Source organism: Microvirga yunnanensis (assembly GCF_025460875.1).
Genome location: NZ_JAMXFI010000184.1, coordinates 1 through 16,120, shown reverse-complemented (window position 1 = coordinate 16,120; position 16,120 = coordinate 1). Strand labels below are relative to the sequence as shown.

Genomic DNA, 16,120 nt, shown 5'->3' with positions numbered 1-16,120 from the left:
ACCAGGCGACGCTCCTCCATCTGCTCCGTCGTCAAATGCGTCGGACGCCAAACGTTGCCTTCCATCGCGCACCTCCTCACGATGACGGACACCGCCCTATGTTACACCCGGCGCGTGAGGATCAATAGAATGATTATCGGATCGCACCCCGCAAAATTAGTTCTGCTCCGTAGGGTTTATGAACTAAAAATTCAACTAGGGCGGAAAATCAAATAGAGTTCCGACCGCGAGCTTTTGCACGGCAGCTAAGTTGATGAAAAATGGCTCGATTGAATATCAATTTTGATAACGGTGAACCTCTCGTAACGTTTGGTTTAGGGGCATTGTGGTGGGGAGCGACCGCCAGATGTATCACCCTTGCTGCAGCTTCACCAAGCGGCTGGATGGAGGCGCCGTTTCCAGCGCTCACTGCGCGGGAGTTGGGCGGCGGCCTGATGCCTGGTCCGCTTGGCAGGGATCGCTTTCGATGGTTTCACAATATCCGAAGCGGCGATCAAGCTGTCCGTATCAGAGATCGGTATTGCCTGAATCTCGGTTTGTGGTGTCTCCACTGGCTCGGCGAGTTCAGAAGGCTTCGTCCGTCGCGTCCGTGCCTTCGTCTTCTGACTTTCCGTGTCCTGGAGCTGGGTTGCCTGGACAGGGATTGCATTCTTCTCGGCAACAGGAGCGACCTCGGTCTGAGGCTGGGCCTCTGCAATCAATGATGCAGGGGATGAGCCTTCGCCCGCTTCCCCCTCGGCGGCCGCGTGCAGATCGAGTTCGATCTGCTCCCTGCCAGCCTTTGGTCTGGTAGCCCGCTTGCGGCGCATAGGCTCAATTGACTCAAGATTGCTGGGAAAGGCCTCGACGATGCTCGGCAGAATGCGAGGCGCCGCGAGAGGTCCAACAACCTTTGGAGGCTCTGTCTTCTGGATCAAGGCTGAGGTCTCATCCAGCGGCATGGCGAACAGGCGCCGCGGCGGAAGGTGGTGACGCGGATCTGGAAGGCGGGACTTCTTGATCTCGACGGAGAATGACTTCTGGGGGCGCTTCATCTTATCAATGACTTTGGGCTGGAAATCACGTTGACGGACGTGTTGGAACGACGAATGGCAGCAAAGCCTTACCTGGCAGTGTCAATCTGACCTCGCGGCAACCTTTGAGCATATCCGGAGATCTATGGCACCTTGCCCGCCCCGGCAAAAGGGAAGCGCCTCGTGCGTGATAGAGGCGCTTCCCTTCCAGGGAGGTTCGGCCCCCCAGCCGTTCCTTCAAGGACGCGGCCACTATGTCTGATGTCCAGCGCTTTGGCTGTATCGCAACGAGCACAGGTGCCGAACAATATGGCCTTAGAGCGCGGCCAGCAGCAGGCTCAGGCCGATCAGGGCGGCAAAGGAAACGACAAACCGCACGGCGGCTTGTGTGAATGTCGGGGCATGTGTCGGAACAAAGACAGGCGCTGCAACCTCTGTCGGCGGCATGATGAAGACCTCGATGAATGCGGCAGGTTCTGGAAAATGGTGGCGGGGCGATCCAATCGTGTCGCTCGGCGACGCGATATGTCCGATTTTGGCGCTGATGTCTGTAGCCGGCAGGTCACAGGGCGGGTCTTGATGCGCGTGATCCGCTGGCTTTTGAGAGCAGCATTGCCGCTGGCTCAGGATGACGTACATTCATGCTGTGCGTCATTCCCTTGGCACACCAGCGCTCCGGTCGAGGTATCAGACAGCACCTCGGCCGGAGTGCTTCTCTCTCATTCACCCTGAGACGCAGTGCCTCGGTTGTTGGTCTTCACGGCGGATTGGCCGAGCCAGGCGCACAGCTCCTCCAAGGACGGGAAACTGTGCTCGATCTCCCGGAACGGCGCAGGCCGCCTGCTCCGCGGCAGGTCCCCCAGCAACTCGGCAGTCCAGGTATAAGGCTGGCGCAAGCCGCTCCTCACCACACTGGCCACGATGATGTTGCCGAGGAGAAGGTCATAGGCGCCGGGCGCCAGCTGGATTAAGCTGTAGGTCATTGCGGGCTCCTGTCCGAGGCCAGCTGGCGATCGATCCACTCACAGGCCATGGCGAGGACCGTCACCCGCTCCGGAGCCAAGATCAGCGTGGGCTGCCGATCGGGCCTGGAAACGAGGGCTATCCAGTCCGGGTCGCTCGGGCTGAGATGGATGCAATAGCCGTGATGGTCGACGAGAGCGGCATCCTGAGAGGGAGAGGAATCGGTCATTATGGGATGCGCAGCACGCCTTTGCTAGGCTGGATTGATATGTGGTGGGCCCGGAGGGACTTGAACCCCCAACCAGACCGTTATGAGCGGCCGGCTCTAACCATTGAGCTACAGGCCCCACCCCAGCCGTCATGACCGGCCTCGGCAGGCAGGCTGTACTTGCCATGACCCTGACCTTCAAGCAATCCGACAAGAGGCCATGTGTCCTGGACGGGATCAGCGCCCGCGCGGTTGCAGCGATCGGGCAAGGTCGCGGATTACGCTGTCCTCGATCGTGAGCCCTTCGAGCTCCTGAGTTTCCTCGGCATCGAAGGAGCCTCGGATCGTGCCTGTCCCTGGGCCTGCTGAGTTGGAGACGGCTCTGCCTCCTGATCGTGGTTATGTAGGGCATCAAGCAGGCCATGGAGGGCCGCATTCGACACCTCCACTTCGGGCACGGAGGGCAGCCCGGCGAGGGCGATGGCGCGCAGCCGGTAGCTCGGATCATCCGAGATCTCAGGACCGAACCAGGCCGGCGGCTGGAGTTTCCCCGCGGCCTTGTCGTGCTTGAACGTCACGCTGACCAGATCGAGCGGGCCCGGCGTAACGAAACGCTGGAGGATGGCATCATGATTGCCGAGATCGACGGCGATGCTCAGATACTCGATCTGTCCTGCGGTCAAGCCGAGCAGGGCCTCGGCTTGCGCCGGGGAAATTTCGGCCGCGTCCGTGCTCGGACCCTTCGCGGAATGCGAGGCAAGGACCAGGTGGCCAGTATCGCCTGTCACCTGCACATGCGTGCTGCGGGCGGGATGGTCGGGAAAATAGCCGTGCCGGACGAGGTCGCCTGCCCTCTCCCTCTCGATCAGCCGGGCCAGGCCAGAGGCTAGTAGAAAGACACGGATGGAACTCATAGGACAGCCTTTCATCATAGGGCGGTAGCGCCAAGGTAGGTTTTGGGTACAGGCCAGGAAAGGCAACCCGCTCCTCTCTCTGAGGCAGTCCAGGGGTCCACGATGGTTTCCTGACCTCTGGCCGCCAATGGCATCCCCTCACCTCTTCCCGGCAATCCGGCGCCTGATCAGCTTGTGCGCCTCCGCGATCAGGGTTTCGCGATCGCCCGCAAGCAGGGTCGCCGGCCGCTGGCCCTGCCGTGCGATGAAGGAGACCCAGCCGGTCTGCGTCGGCCCGAACCGGATCCGGTGGTCCTGGAACTGCACCTCCTCGATCAGGGTGGGATCGGACAGGGTCTGAGACGCCAGATCGGGCTGCGACGTCATCGCTCGCGCCTCACCGGTCGCTGGGCTGACCTCTCGGGCCTCCGATCACGAGCCCGCGGCCACGGCGCTGGCACGAGGGTCGGCGAAACGAGAGCCGGGAGATAGCTCTCCCTCACGAGCGCGAGCGCCGGCCCGGAGCCGCTGCGGATCAGGGCGACCTGCTCCAGGATGATCTCAGGCTGTGGCTAGATGGCTGCAGCCAGGATGCGACGGATCGGGCGCAGCGGCGCAATCACTGTCCCGAAAGAGGCCTCTGTCGTATTCAGGGCCTCGTTCATGGCCGCTGTCAGGCGTTGCGGCACGAACCAGTTCCCGGCCGTCGCGAGCGGCAGCGTGCCGCGCATCAGCCGGACCTGCCGATAGTAAACCGTTTCGCCGGAATCGAGCTCGAGAGCCGGCAGAACGTCCTCGGGGACGATTGCCGGTGCAAAGCGCTGACGGACGTCGACAGTGATCGGTCCGTCCGAGAGGCCGTGCTCCTCGCACCAGGCCAGAAGCGTTTCCGTTGCCGTTACACCGGCGATCAGACGCGTGTTGAGCGCCCAGATGAGGGAATCCGGATCCGCCGGGGCTGTCATGACGGCCGCGCCCTCTGCCCGCTGGCGGTCGCCTGCCGACCGATCGCGTGCGAGACCAGTTCCAGCTCGCGATCGGACAGAGCTGTGGGCGGCGGGGTCAGGAGCACGTTGTCGATCAGCCGCGTGGGGCCGATAGTGGCCGCGAAACACAGGGCAGCCAGCTTGTCCACCACGCCTTGGGCTGCGCCATGAACGTTATCCGTTCGACGCTGTTCAGCTGAGGAGAATATGGTATCCGGCGTACTCAAACCTGCTTCTGATCAAGCGCAGTGGCCGAATGGATAATCCCGCACAGATCTTGCTCTGAATGCCACATAGAGCGACTGTGTCTCTTCATTTTAGCTTGGCGCCGGAAGGAGCGATTGGCCGGTCATCTCCGTTGGCTTCGCGATCTCCATAAGATCGAGCAGTGTCGGTGCAACGTCAGCGAGACGGCCGTCCCTCACAATGGCGGACCCACCACCGACTAGAATGACTGGAACCGTATTGGTTTCAGGTCACGCTGCGATCTGTTCTCGAGCCGATCTGCAGTATCGCAGGACAGGATGGCTTCGCGGTTCGTTGGGCTGCCGTCAATCACGATCTGCTCGGGCCGGCCGTGGCGCTTGAGTGCCTTACGCAGGAACCGCTTCGCCGCGGTGAGATCACGCCGTTCGCTGAACTAGAATTCGACCGTATCGCCATTGCTGTCGATGGCTCAATAAAAATACATCCACCGCCCGCGGACCTTGATGTATGTCTCATCGATGTGCCACTTGCTCGTGACGTCTCTCTTGCGTGAGTTGAAGCGCTTCAGCAGTTCGGGCGAGTACCGGATAACCCATCGGTGAATGGTTGCGTGATCGACGGAGACGCCGCGCTCGGCCATCATCTCCTCCAGATTCCGGAGGCTGAGATTGTAAGCCAAGTACCATCGGATGCAGAGCAGGATTTAGGTTCGATCGAAATGCCTGCCCTTGAACATCCCTGTCCCCACTGCTGTGACGGCAGTTACCCTAGCTGAAACTTTGAACCGAAAGGTTTGCGACGGAACCTGTCAGGACTGAGGTCCAGGATGATCTCAAAGTACGGGCTGTCGCTCACCTCGCCACCGATCAGGTGAAAGCCCAGCAGTTCGCCATCCAGTCAGTCTTGAGGTGGATCTTGGTCGAGAAGTCCTCGCGCGAGCGGCCCAGGGCCTGCCGACTCTGCGCCCTTGGCGCCTCCTGATGCCGAGACATGATTATAATGGGCTGAGGCGCTTCGTCTGGACCGAAACCTATGTCCATCGTATTGGTGTCCGAAACCAAAGTATAGCCGCCCGTAACCGATGCGCCGAGCTCCACCTCCACTAAGATAATCAAGTTATGGTCGCGACCGTGCTAGTCTCAGATCATTAATTATCTCAGGAATTGATTGAGCTGACGATCTCCTACGAAATGATCTGCTGTCGGGAGGACGGCTCCAAACCTACACGAAGCTCGGGCGCTGGAGGCGCAAAAATGATTTCCTCTATGCTGAACCCAATTTATCTATGTTACGAGACCACGCACTGGTTGTTGAGTCCCGCGCGCGCTACGTCCGATATTACAAAGCTGTTCTTCGATAATCCCGGCAATCCGTTCACCAACACACCTTACGGACGCACCGTTTCCGCGGCCTGCGAGCTCTTCGAGCGAACCACCCGCCGCTACACCAAGCCCGACTTCGGATTCACGACCACGACCATCGGGAACCAGGATGTCGCCGTCACCGAGAGAATCGTCTGGGAGCACTCCTTCTGCCGCGTGATCTCCTTCGAGCGCGATCATGAAAGGGCGGCTTCGCAGCCCAAGCTTCTCATCGTGGCCCCCATGTCCGGACACTACGCCACGCTTCTGCGCAGCACGGTGGAAACATTCCTGCCGACTCATCGGGTGATGATCACAGACTGGGCGGATGCCAGCATGGTGCCACTGGCAGACGGCCATTTCGACCTCGACGATTACATCGATTATCTCAAGGCGATCTTCCGGGAGTTCGGTCCCGACCTCCATGTGATGGCCGTCTGTCAGCCGGCCGTGCCTGTGGTTGCCGCCATCGCCCGCCTCGAGGCCGAGAACGATCCCGCTATTCCCCGCTCGATGATCCTGATAGGCGGCCCCATCGATACCCGCCGCTCGCCCACCGCCGTGAACCGGCTGGCCGAGGAGCGCGGCATTGAATGGTTCAAGCAGCATTGCATCATGAAGGTGCCGCCGACCCATCCGGGCTTCTGGCGTGACGTCTATCCAGGCTTCCAGCAACTGTCCGGCTTCATGGCCATGAACATCGACCGGCACCTGGCCGCCTATTGGGAGATGTTCAACCACCTCGTGGAGGGCGACGGCGACTCGGCCGAGAAGCACCGGGAATTCTATGACGAATACCTCGCCGTCATGGACCTCACTGCCGAGTTCTACCTGCAGACGGTCGACAAGGTGTTCGTGAGGCATGAACTGCCGAAAGGCGAGATGATGCATCGGGACCAGCCGGTGGACCTCATGGCCGTCCGACGCTGTGCCATCATGGCGATCGAAGGCGAGCGGGACGATATTTCAGGTGTCGGCCAGACCTTGGCGACCCTGGACCTGACCCCGAACCTCCCCTCGGACAAGAAACTCTATCATCTTCAGGCCGGGGTCGGTCATTATGGCGTCTTCAACGGTTCTCGTTTCAGGGCTCAAATCGCTCCTCGAATCGCCGAATTCATCGAGAAGCACGAGCGCTCAACCTTACCGACACGCGGTTCGACTACATGCGGTGCAGTGCCTTGGCACCAATCTTCACTGCCTAACGAAGGTTCAAGCGCAGGTGACCGGGCACTGTTCAGCTCCCGATGCGGGATCCTGGTTGGATAACAGCGGAGCAGCCGGTTGGCCGCCCCTCTTGTCGATTTGCGCTTGCAAAGCGCAAGACGGCGATTGAGGCCGGTCCTCTTGCTAATCTCTCGACACTTATCGGAAGCCATATCGAAGCGGTTCGTGCAGGCGAGCTCGACTCTGCACGGAACGCGGAATTCGCAGACGGAGGTCGCCTTCTAAACCGCAGTGGAAAGCCGAACGCGAATTGATGCCGCACTAAGGGGGCGGCTTCTTGATCACGGCTGACCGACACTGAAGCGGCGGTCTCCATAGCTGGAGCATTCAAGGAAGGGAGCCGTACCATGCTGGCCGGTGGTTGTTGACTACGGCGATTCAAATTGCACCTTCGGCGTCAATGCAGGCGCCATCCGGGCCTTCCGCCTCGCTGTACCGGCCGAGGATCTCGAGATCACCGGGGTCGCGGGAATCTCTTGCATACCTTATGACTCCAACGACACAAGTCCGACAATCAGTGAAGTAGAACGTTTTTCGATCCGGAGCGAATGCGATCGTCTTCGGGACGGCACCCCGCTTCGTCGCGCATTTTATGTCCCGTACTCATCGTTGGGCTATGGGCCGCCTGCGCTTATTCCCCTGGAGGCCATCGCACAACAGCTATCCACAGCCACAATCATGCAGTAGGCTCTCAACCCGCCTGATATAAAATTCCTGTCAGCTCACTATGGCAGCGGCACAAGGATTGCATTCAGCCTTGCTTCCAATCTGGCAGCGAGCGGCCCTAAACGATCATAGAGCTCCTCCGGTGTTGGCAAGCAGGCCATCACAGGAAGGTTCCTGTTGTTCTTCCCACTTAGGTCTCACGGACATGTGAGGCACGTGAGGATTGCAGAAAGCTTAGCTTTCACAAATAGGTCTCCAGCCAAGAGTTTTTGGATGATTATCTGGATGCCCCATCGCTATGAGCAGACTGGACCGGCAGCACTTCTGTCGATCACTAGAGCTTGCGGCTGCGCGTTCCTGCTCGCACTCATGCTTCTCTTGATGTCCTTCTCCAAGGAGGCGCCTCCAACTCAGGCAGAGGTGATCAGCACCGTGGCTACCATGGGCACCGTGGCCTCTGACAGGCCTTGTCGGGAGCACTCACAGACAGCGCAGCGCAATGCCTGCACCGTTTCGATCCCGGCTTCATTGCCCGATGGTCGCGACCTCCTACCGGCACGCCTGGCTCAACCCACACGTATCATTCCGCCTTACGCTCTGGAGGATACGCCGCAGTACCGCAGCGCTCCTCCCGATAAACCTCCACGACTTGCAGCCTGACTTGGTGCCTCGCGCTCCCATTATTCAGCCTCGCAAATCCAGGAGTCTCAATCGTTATGCATTCATTGTGCACGCCATTGCGCATGGGCCTCGTCCTGTCGCGTCGTACCATCCTGACCGGTCTCACCCTCGGTCTAGCCGCCCGTAACTCCAATACACCGGTCGTCCTATCGGCGGCGTCGCCGAAACCGCATAAGCAGGTCGACCCACGTTATCAGCCCCGGCCGAACGAGCGCTTCCCGGTTCCGGCCATCGAGGACACGAAGGTCCCTCCCCACTATCGTCGCCAGCGGATACGCTACGAAACAAGCCAGCCCCCTGGCGCGGTCATCGTCGATCCCGGCGAGAGGTTCCTCTATCTTGTCCAAGAAGAGGGCTATGCCCTGCGATATGGCGTAGGGGTCGGTCGTGAGGGATTCGGGTGGACTGGAACCGCTGAGATCGCCCGTAAAGCCCAATGGCCAACCTGGACGCCTCCGGCAGAGATGATCAAGCGGCAGCCGGAGTTGAAGGTCTACGCCGGAGGAATGCCCCCAAGCCTGGAGAACCCGCTGGGAGCTCGCGCGCTGTACCTGTACCAGAACGGTCGGGACACCCTTTACCGCCTCCACGGCACGAACGAGCCGTCAAGCATTGGGCTGAACGTGTCGAGCGGCTGCATTCGGCTGATCAATCAGGACATCATCGATCTACACCAGCGCGTGCCTACGGGCACGAAGGTGGTTGTTCTGCCTCACAGCGATCAAGCCTGACGGCCGAATGGACTCGGGTATTTGAGAACGATCACGTGGCATGTCGCGAGTTTTCCGCAAGCCACGTGACGAATTGCCTGGAGGTTCAGGGGCCGATGCCGAAGTCTCAACAACGGATCTGACAAACGTCATTTGCCGGTGCGTGCTGCCGTTTGCCCGAGGAGAGTTTTCTTTCCCTCCTCCGTGACAGCAGGTCTGCTCGAAAGTGCCTCGCCTGCCGCATAGGCCCGTATTGTTGCAGGTCGCGCTCGCACTGCGTCGAACCAGCGGTAAAGGTCGGAGAGGTCGTGCAGGTTCTCCTGCTGACGCTGCCATGGCACGGTCCACGGATAGCAGGCCATGTCTACGATGGTGTATTCCTCACCTCCAACAAAGCAACGCCCTGGCAGATGGCAATTGAGGACACCGTAGAGGCGATTCGTTTCGCTGACATAGCGGCTGATCGCGTAGGGCAGATTTTCCGGCGCATAAAGACTGAAATGTTGGTTTTGTCCGGTCATCGGACCAAGGCCGCCCACCTGCCGGAACAGCCACTCGTGCACCGTCTTTCGGCCGCGCAGGTCAGATGGCAGGAACCTCCCGACTTTCTCCGCGAAATAGAGCAGGATTGCGCCGGATTCGAAACCCGGAACCGGCTCTCCCCCGTCCGATGGATCGTGGTCGATGATCACAGGCATTCGATTATTGGGGGAGAACGCCAGGAATTCCGGTTTAAACTGATCGCCCGCACTGATGTCGACTGGTACGATCTTGGAATCGAGACCGGCTTCCTCAAGAAACATCGTGATCTTATGGCCGTTCGGCGTATGCCAATAGCAGGCATCGATCATGGTGATTGCCTCCTGTTAGGCACGATAGGGGCTCTCACAGAGCGGCATGGTCACTGACAGATTCTTCCAACGCAGGTTTCAGGTCGAGAAAGTGTCGATCGACAGCTGCCGGATCGTTGCGGTTCGATTCAATCATCTTGGCGCGAGACTCTCCTCACCTGATAACCGCACGGGCATTGGACTCGAGCCCTGCCACGATGGAGTCGGCAACAGCCGAAGCCGGCTCACGGGAAAACCCGAGTTCCGGCCCTGCCCGATTGGACTTCATCATCGGTGTGTCGGTTCCACCCGGATACGCCGTCAGCACATGGATGCCCTCGCCATTCAGCTCTCGGCGCAACGCCTCACCGAAGTGGGCAAATCCTGCCTTCACGGCAGCATAGGTTGCGTAGAAGGGCGCGCCAACGAGCGCGATCCCGGAGGAGACATTGACGATAGCCGCATCGCCGCTGGCGCGCAGGGCTGGGAGAGCAGCCCGGGTCAGCAAGATCGGAGCAAGCAGATCGACCGTCACCATCGCCTCAATCTCGACTTCAGAGGTGTGTTCCAACCGACCTGCCCTGACACCTCCTGCGTTGTTGATCAGAATATCGAGCCCGCCAAGTGCCTGCATGGCGAGAAAGAGAGTCGCCTCCCGGCCCTCAGGTGTCGCCACATCCGCTGACGTCCCGGCATTCGTCTTCAACTCACGAAGCGCATCCTCAAGGAGGTTCTGCCGACGTCCTGTGATGAAGACCTTAGCCCCTTTGGCCACCAGTGCATGCGCGAGCGCCAGACCGATTCCGCTTGTGCCACCTGTGATAGGAACGCGTTTGTTTCGTAGCTTCGTAGTATGGTCCTTACATGCCTGGGTGATAGTTCGAGGGAAAGAGCGCGCGCTTCGTCTCTTCGTCATTGGTCTTTTTGAAGGGATGGCTCTTGCCGACCTCTCGTGCACGCGCGACTGCTGGTCGTGCATCGACGTCCACGAACCAGCGCTTGATCGCCGGGAAAGCCCTCAGGGGATCCTCCGCCCCCTTCATGACGCGCGATGCACGATCCAGCCAGCCCCATGCCGATATGTCAGCGATGGTATAAGTACTTCCAACAATGAAATCCCGGCCTTCGAGATGATCGTTCAGGACTTGGTAGTGCCGCTCGGCCTCGCGACGATAACGATTCACAGCATAGTCCAGGCCATCAGGAGCCGCATACTGGAAATGCACAGCCTGTCCGGAGAAGGGCCCAAGCCCGGTGCCGAGGAACATCAGCCAGGACAACAACTCGGGGCGGTCATCCGGAGAGCCGAGGAGCTTCCCAGTCTTCTCCGCAAGGTAAAGGAGAATAGCAGTTGAATCGAACACGCGGACTTCTTTGCCGCCTGAGCCGTCCGTATCGACGATCGCCGGGACCTTGCCATTCGGATTGATCGCGCGGAACGCCGGCAGATGCTGCTCGCCCTTGCTGGTGTCAACCGGGATCGTCTCGTAAGGCAGCCCCGTCTCCTCTAGAAAAAGAGCAACCTTCGCTGGATTTGGCGTGGGGTGGTAGTAGAACCGGATCATGATCTCTCTTTCCCGTTGAGAACTACGAACTGCTGCGGGCAGGCTTGGCAGATACAAGGATGCCAAGCACGACGACAGCGGTGGCTGCGCATTCGGGCATCGACCTTGGCGTCATCAAGATGTCCCGCCTGGCGAATGTAAGCGGGAAGTCCAATGTCACCTGAGTCACACCGAAACGTGTCGCCACAAACAGACCAAAGAAGCTTCCGACCGTCACAGCCACTCGGCCGAAGCCGGCGAACGGCCTCTGCAATTTTATCGGATGCTTGTTTCGGCTGCGACCGGTGTGCATCAGTGTGTCGAAGGATTGTTTCGACGGTACAGCATTGCGTTTTATAACAACCGTTATATAATGCACGATCAGCAGGGCATGGCAAGTCGCCTATAGGGAGGCCGGATAACGAAATGGCGAGGCCAAGAGAGTTCGACGAGGATGCCGTGCTCGCTGCCGCGATCCAGTGTTTTTGGTCACGGGGCTACGAGGCCACCTCCATGCGCGCCTTGATGGAACAGACGGGTCTGACAGGCGCAAGCCTCTACAATGCATTTGGCGACAAACGCGCGCTCTACAGAAAGGCGCTTGGCCAGTATGTGGATAAGAGCGTCGTCAACCGCATCCGTCGCTGCAGAGCTTTGCCCCCCATCGAGGCAATCAGCGCGTTTTTCCGCGAGATTGTCACTCGTTCTCTGAGCGATCCGGAGCAGAAGGGCTGCATGCTCGTCAACTCCGCTCTGGACATCGCCCCGGAAGATCGAGAATTGCGGTGCGCGGTCAAAATGGTCCTCGTTGAGATCGAAAGCTTCTTCCGGCAATGCATCGAGGCAGGCCAGAGGGATGGCACGATTACGACCAGGCAATCTGCCGATGATCTTGGGCGGCTGCTGCTCGGCGTCCTTATAGGCCTTCGTGTCCTGGCCAGAGTGCGCCCGGATCGAGACCTGTTCGAGGGCGTGCTTCGCCCGGCATTCGCTATGCTCGATCCGAGTTAAACTACACCGTCGCCTCAGCCGTCTCCCTTCGCGGCGGAGAATTTCCGCAGGCAGATAGACCATGGGGGGATAGTCACGCACCGTTTTGAGACCTTCGCGCGGGAGGCGATGAGCTGGACGCGCACTCCGCCAATCTGACAGCATGAACCCGATCAGCCGGCCATGCTTGTCGACAGCCTGAAACAGGTATTTTCAATTGCTGCCGACCCGTATGTATGTCTCACCGACACACCATGAGCCACGCGCTGACCATTGTACCGGCGCACCCGCTTTTCAAGACAAGGGCAACTGCGAGGGCCCGCCTCACTCAAGCCTCGCAACAAGCTTTAGGCGGTTCGTGAGAGGGAGCTGCCGAAGCTTGGCAATAATCGGCTTACACGCTATGACACGGTATGTTTAGGCTCAATGAAGATATTTCTGGCCCCGTTCTCGGGACGGACGACGTCAAGTTCCGAACACGCGACGAACTATCTAGGCTCAATGCTGATATAGAAAGCCTCAAGCAGCGTATCGCTAACCAAATCAGTCATATTCAAGAACTGACTTGGGAGGCTCACGAGTCGACATCTGCCAAAAAGACGCTAGACGAGATGCGAGGGACAATCAGAGACTGGTACGCCGAGCGCGATTTGCTCAATAAGCTCCTCCGTGGCGAGTCGTAGCCCGTTCAAGTTATGGTGTGGCCACGTTCGGATGGCGTTCGTTTGACAAGGAGATTCTTCATGACGTTTGGACCTCGCGAGGCGGGAGGCTTCCACGTAAGTCATGTCTCCGGTCTTTAAGCGCGATGCTGCATGACCGCCGACCCTGATGTTTTACGCTGAACCTTGCCCCCTTCGCGTTATCGCGCTTGGCTGACGCAAGACGATGCCATGGGTTATTCAGTTTCGGCGGCCCATGTCCGGTTTGGCTTCACACCACCTCATCGTCACCGCGCCAACCGGGATGCACAAAAGTGTAAATCGTCCGAGAATCCTGATTGGACTCTAGGTCGTCAGCGCGGCCGTTCCATGGCTCCCGGGCTCGTAAGCCATGCTCCTCGCCATCGCCGCCCAGGCGATGCAGGCGATCTTGTTGACCAGCACGTCGGCCACGGCCTCGAACGGCTTCTTGGCCAGGAGCGACCGGGCCCAGTTCGCCGAAACCGTCATAGTCTTGCCGGACTACATATTGTAGAGCACCGCGTGCGCACCCACGACGAGCAGCTTGTGCAGATGCCGGTTGCCGATCGGCGAGAGCAAACCGAGCCGCGGGTTGCCTCTGGTTGAATGCTGCCGGGGCACGAGGCCGAGATAGGCGGCAAACTCCCGACTGCTCAGGAACAGAATGGCGTCCGGGATGCTATCTAAGAGACAGGAAGCAACAATCGGCCCAATCCCAGCGATAGTGACAGGCCTACGCTGATGAGATCGCTGCGGCGGGCTGTCAGCATCGCCTCGTCGAGCTTGTCAATCTGCGCCTCGATCCCACCCAGCGTCGCCGCAAGTAGCGAAGGGCAGTCCAGGCCGCCGCAGGGGGATCCCCGTTAGCCTCGTCCTGAAGATATGCGATTAATAGGCGGGCGTGCGCGCCCTTTGCGCCACGACGAAGCCCAGTTCCGCGAAGTGACCACGCAAGTCATGTCTCAGGGCTGTCCGCTGCCCACTCAGAAGGTCACGGACTCAATGCAGCATGAGGGTGCTTTGCCGCTGCGAGATCCTGACCGGAACGAAGCGCATAATTGGCCGCGTGACAGCCTCGCAGATGGCCATCGCGTCTGCCACATCATTCTTCTGCCGGAGCAGATTGGGCTTGACATAAGACGGAGGAGTCAAGCGAACCTCGTGATCAAAGGCCAGGAGCGTGAGGGCCCCGCCGTGAGCCGTCGCGCAGGCCTTGATGCCGATCAGGCACAGTTGCCGCGTGCAAAAGAAGCCCGGCACCTAGCTGCATCGCAGTGCCTTGCGCAAGACGATCTTTCCGCCCCACTCGATGCCGTGGAGCTGGTAAACGTTCTTTGAGATATCGCCTCCGCCACGGGACGGCCTTGCGACAACGATACGTTGACCTGCCGTAACTTCGGGACGATCTCTTCCGACTTGCGCTTCCTCTGCGGCATAGCGTCGTCCTGCAAAGGTGCGCCTCACGTGCCCTTTTGCGCCAGTCGGCGCCATTCTCCCGGCGTCATCCCCATGCGGTCGGCGAATACATGCCGGAATGCCGACACGGATTGATACCCGACCGTCTCGGCCACAGCTTCGGTGCTGATCCCCGGCTTCTTCAATTCGTTGGCAGCCAGACTCATGCGGAGGTCGGTTAACAGGTCGAGAGCGGAGCGACCTAGCTTGCCCTGAAACTGGCGCATGAACGTAGCGCGTGACATGCCGCACATATCCGCGAGGTCGGGCAGTTTCCAAGGCCGTGCCGGATCGGCGAACATCGCCGTAATGGCTGGAGCCAGTCGTGGATTGCCAGCCAGGGCCAACAAGCCCTCGGTGGACTTTCCGGATTCGCTAGCGGCGCGCAGGACCAGAGTGAATAGGACCGAAGAAAGTGCGTTGAGAATGGCGCGTCCTCCCGCCCGGTCACCGGTGGACTCCATTCGCATCAGCCCGACAAGTCCGGCAAGTTGGTTGGACGGCGACCCGATGCCCTCTTCTCCATGGCTGTCCACAGCCCGTGTCACCAGATTAGCTGGCAGGTAATTGCGTATCATTCGGTCATGGGGCGGCGCGACGAAAAACCGCCCGCACAGTAGATCCAGTTGCTCACCCAGCCCATCGTTCTCGCTCAACATCCACCCCGAGGAACCCCGGCTTTCGTGAGTACGGATTGGCGTTTGCCCGCTGCCGTCGTGCAGCACATGCGCCGCACCCTGTGGGAGCAGCACGATATCCCCGCTCACTAGCTCCTGCGCCATTCTCGATTCCGGATCCTCGAAAATCGCCCGGCCCTTGAGGATGACGTGGTAGGGAATTTCGTTGGCGGCAGCCGTGCTCCAGGCGACGCGCCACGGCGCGCCGTAAACGCAGCGGACTTCGAGCTGGCCAGTAACGGTAATGATCTGCAGGAGACGGCTCAACCAGTCGACTTGGGACATGAGACCTCGGGAACTTGAAGCGGTGACGCACCCCATGATACTGCGCAGCGCGCGTTCGGCGGTAGCAAGTTAGGCGAGAAGCTTTCGATTGGACGAAGCCGGAGCGCTCGGCGATGCGGTCGTAGAGGTGCTTGGCGTTCTGGCTCGATTCGTGCAGCGATCAATAAACTTGGGAGCGCCCTGAAGCTTCGCATCCACCGTAACATGCTCGATGAACCCGCGACCGAGCTCGCTCCCACGGGCATTGTCCGGAACGAACAAATTCTGCAGATAACAATAACCGTCAGCCGCCCAGGTAAATCGATGATAGATCCAATACGCCAGGCCGAACTCATGCCTTCCCACCATTGCGATCGCCGCATGGACGGGCTCGCTTGGGTTGAGGAAGCATCCGGATCTTCGCTATCGTGGCTTCCGGAATATCTACCGCGTCAAACCACGTGTAGCCGTTCCAATGCGGCAGCCATCTATGGAAATCGCTGTAATCCACGGTTGTGATCTGGACTGATGCCATACGATGCTCCTGAACCTCATGGGGTTCCCTGCGGTCCGCAGCGCCCCGACGTTACAGCGTATTTCTGACGGTATGTCTCCCTGATTTCCTCCTGGCTCCGAGGCGGGACGGCAAAGACATGAGCGGGAGAAAGAAGCGCTGAAATGGAAGTGGGTTCAATTCTGACGACATGATCGACAGGATATTCCGAGCCGTTCGTCGCGCGGACCCAGTCAGCAATCATGGAA

General features: G+C 59.6%; 15 protein-coding genes, 1 tRNA gene and 4 pseudogenes. 3 read left to right on the top strand and 17 right to left on the bottom strand.

Annotated elements, in window-relative coordinates; translation table 11 throughout:
* Nucleotides 1-368: 368 nt before the first annotated feature.
* The 9 genes and pseudogenes from NF876_RS41585 to NF876_RS41545 all read right to left on the bottom strand — a co-directional run.
* Nucleotides 369-941: a hypothetical protein gene (locus NF876_RS41585; protein WP_262273570.1), complete on the bottom strand. Its 573-nt coding sequence runs from the start codon at nucleotides 939-941 to the stop codon at nucleotides 369-371.
* A 387-nt stretch (nucleotides 942-1,328) separates the two neighbouring features.
* Nucleotides 1,329-1,652 (bottom strand): hypothetical protein, encoded by a 324-nt coding sequence (locus tag NF876_RS41580; protein ID WP_262273569.1) that lies wholly within the window; start codon nucleotides 1,650-1,652, stop codon nucleotides 1,329-1,331.
* 80 nt (nucleotides 1,653-1,732) lie between these two features.
* Nucleotides 1,733-1,996 carry a hypothetical protein gene (locus tag NF876_RS41575; protein WP_262273568.1) on the bottom strand — a complete coding sequence of 88 codons (264 nt, stop codon included), beginning with the start codon at nucleotides 1,994-1,996 and terminating at the stop codon, nucleotides 1,733-1,735.
* The gene (locus NF876_RS41570) at nucleotides 1,993-2,205 is read right to left on the bottom strand and encodes a hypothetical protein (RefSeq protein ID WP_262273567.1); all 213 of its coding nucleotides are present in this window, start codon (nucleotides 2,203-2,205) and stop codon (nucleotides 1,993-1,995) included. Before NF876_RS41570 ends, NF876_RS41575 begins: the two co-directional genes overlap by 4 nt.
* Nucleotides 2,206-2,247: 42 nt before the next feature.
* A tRNA-Ile gene (locus NF876_RS41565) sits at nucleotides 2,248-2,323 on the bottom strand.
* 139 nt (nucleotides 2,324-2,462) lie between these two features.
* Nucleotides 2,463-3,098: a CYTH domain-containing protein gene (locus tag NF876_RS41560; RefSeq protein WP_262273566.1), complete on the bottom strand. Its 636-nt coding sequence runs from the start codon at nucleotides 3,096-3,098 to the stop codon at nucleotides 2,463-2,465.
* A gap of 138 nt (nucleotides 3,099-3,236) precedes the next feature.
* Complete coding sequence (locus tag NF876_RS41555; protein ID WP_262273565.1) at nucleotides 3,237-3,464, bottom strand: hypothetical protein; 228 nt, start codon at nucleotides 3,462-3,464, stop codon at nucleotides 3,237-3,239.
* Between the two features lie 185 nt (nucleotides 3,465-3,649).
* On the bottom strand, nucleotides 3,650-4,042 hold the full coding sequence (locus tag NF876_RS41550) for a hypothetical protein (RefSeq protein ID WP_262273564.1): 393 nt from the start codon (nucleotides 4,040-4,042) through the stop codon (nucleotides 3,650-3,652).
* 481 nt (nucleotides 4,043-4,523) lie between these two features.
* Nucleotides 4,524-4,973: pseudogene (locus NF876_RS41545) on the bottom strand (IS6 family transposase); the annotation flags it as partial.
* 550 nt (nucleotides 4,974-5,523) lie between these two features.
* Here NF876_RS41545 and NF876_RS41540 point away from each other — a divergent pair.
* Nucleotides 5,524-6,900: a polyhydroxyalkanoate depolymerase gene (locus NF876_RS41540; RefSeq protein WP_262273563.1), complete on the top strand. Its 1,377-nt coding sequence runs from the start codon at nucleotides 5,524-5,526 to the stop codon at nucleotides 6,898-6,900.
* Between the two features lie 336 nt (nucleotides 6,901-7,236).
* Here the strand turns inward: NF876_RS41540 and NF876_RS43785 are convergent, their stop codons facing one another.
* On the bottom strand, nucleotides 7,237-7,452 hold the full coding sequence (locus NF876_RS43785; RefSeq protein WP_373696798.1) for an SMP-30/gluconolactonase/LRE family protein: 216 nt from the start codon (nucleotides 7,450-7,452) through the stop codon (nucleotides 7,237-7,239).
* Between the two features lie 788 nt (nucleotides 7,453-8,240).
* Between NF876_RS43785 and NF876_RS41535 the strand changes: the two genes are divergently transcribed.
* Nucleotides 8,241-8,936, top strand: coding sequence for a L,D-transpeptidase (locus NF876_RS41535; RefSeq protein WP_262273562.1), 696 nt, complete (start codon nucleotides 8,241-8,243; stop codon nucleotides 8,934-8,936).
* Between the two features lie 128 nt (nucleotides 8,937-9,064).
* Here NF876_RS41535 and NF876_RS41530 read toward each other — a convergent pair whose 3' ends face one another.
* From NF876_RS41530 to NF876_RS41520, 3 genes are all read right to left on the bottom strand, one after another.
* Entirely contained in the window at nucleotides 9,065-9,766 is a 702-nt protein-coding gene (locus NF876_RS41530) for a glutathione S-transferase N-terminal domain-containing protein (protein ID WP_262273561.1), read from the bottom strand.
* Nucleotides 9,767-9,920: 154 nt separating this feature from the next.
* Nucleotides 9,921-10,661, bottom strand: coding sequence for an SDR family NAD(P)-dependent oxidoreductase (locus NF876_RS41525; RefSeq protein ID WP_262273560.1), 741 nt, complete (start codon nucleotides 10,659-10,661; stop codon nucleotides 9,921-9,923).
* The gene (locus tag NF876_RS41520) at nucleotides 10,606-11,310 is read right to left on the bottom strand and encodes a glutathione S-transferase family protein (RefSeq protein ID WP_262273559.1); all 705 of its coding nucleotides are present in this window, start codon (nucleotides 11,308-11,310) and stop codon (nucleotides 10,606-10,608) included. Before NF876_RS41520 ends, NF876_RS41525 begins: the two co-directional genes overlap by 56 nt.
* A gap of 405 nt (nucleotides 11,311-11,715) precedes the next feature.
* Here NF876_RS41520 and NF876_RS41515 point away from each other — a divergent pair, with 405 nt between their 5' ends.
* Nucleotides 11,716-12,300 (top strand): TetR/AcrR family transcriptional regulator, encoded by a 585-nt coding sequence (locus NF876_RS41515; RefSeq protein WP_262273558.1) that lies wholly within the window; start codon nucleotides 11,716-11,718, stop codon nucleotides 12,298-12,300.
* A 986-nt stretch (nucleotides 12,301-13,286) separates the two neighbouring features.
* Here the strand turns inward: NF876_RS41515 and NF876_RS41510 are convergent.
* The 4 genes and pseudogenes from NF876_RS41510 to NF876_RS41500 all read right to left on the bottom strand — a co-directional run.
* Nucleotides 13,287-14,303: pseudogene (locus NF876_RS41510) on the bottom strand (IS110 family RNA-guided transposase).
* Nucleotides 14,276-14,398 (bottom strand): annotated as a pseudogene (locus NF876_RS43780) (IS3 family transposase); the annotation flags it as partial. The pseudogenes NF876_RS41510 and NF876_RS43780, both read right to left, overlap by 28 nt.
* Nucleotides 14,399-14,422: 24 nt before the next feature.
* Complete coding sequence (locus NF876_RS41505; RefSeq protein WP_262273557.1) at nucleotides 14,423-15,379, bottom strand: AraC family transcriptional regulator; 957 nt, start codon at nucleotides 15,377-15,379, stop codon at nucleotides 14,423-14,425.
* Between the two features lie 530 nt (nucleotides 15,380-15,909).
* A pseudogene (locus NF876_RS41500) lies at nucleotides 15,910-16,120 on the bottom strand (hypothetical protein); the annotation flags it as partial.